Here is a 247-nt window from a genome sequence, read left to right on the forward strand (position 1 = left end):
TGCTTCTGATTCGCCAAACGCTGCGTGCGATACAGATTCACCGCACCGGCCTGCGGATGAAACGCCGCTACTTCCAACGCATCACCGAACTGGGCGGCGAGAAACTCCGCACCGGTCATGGTGGTGCCATCGGTCATGGCCAAGAGCACATCATCACCATTGCCATCCAGGATGCACAGGTAATCCGGCAGCGGCACCAACACAGTGGGACGTGGCGCTGCGGTTGCGACCTTGCCCTCGCCGAAGA

1 pseudogene is annotated in these 247 nt (G+C 60.7%); it reads right to left on the reverse strand.

Features of this window, described 5'->3' with window-relative positions:
* A pseudogene (locus tag HMPREF2734_RS12365) lies at positions 1 to 247 on the reverse strand (HNH endonuclease); the annotation flags it as partial.

Origin of the sequence: Corynebacterium sp. HMSC055D05 (assembly GCF_001810365.1) — a bacterium.
Classification (GTDB): Bacteria; Actinomycetota; Actinomycetes; order Mycobacteriales; family Mycobacteriaceae; genus Corynebacterium; species Corynebacterium coyleae.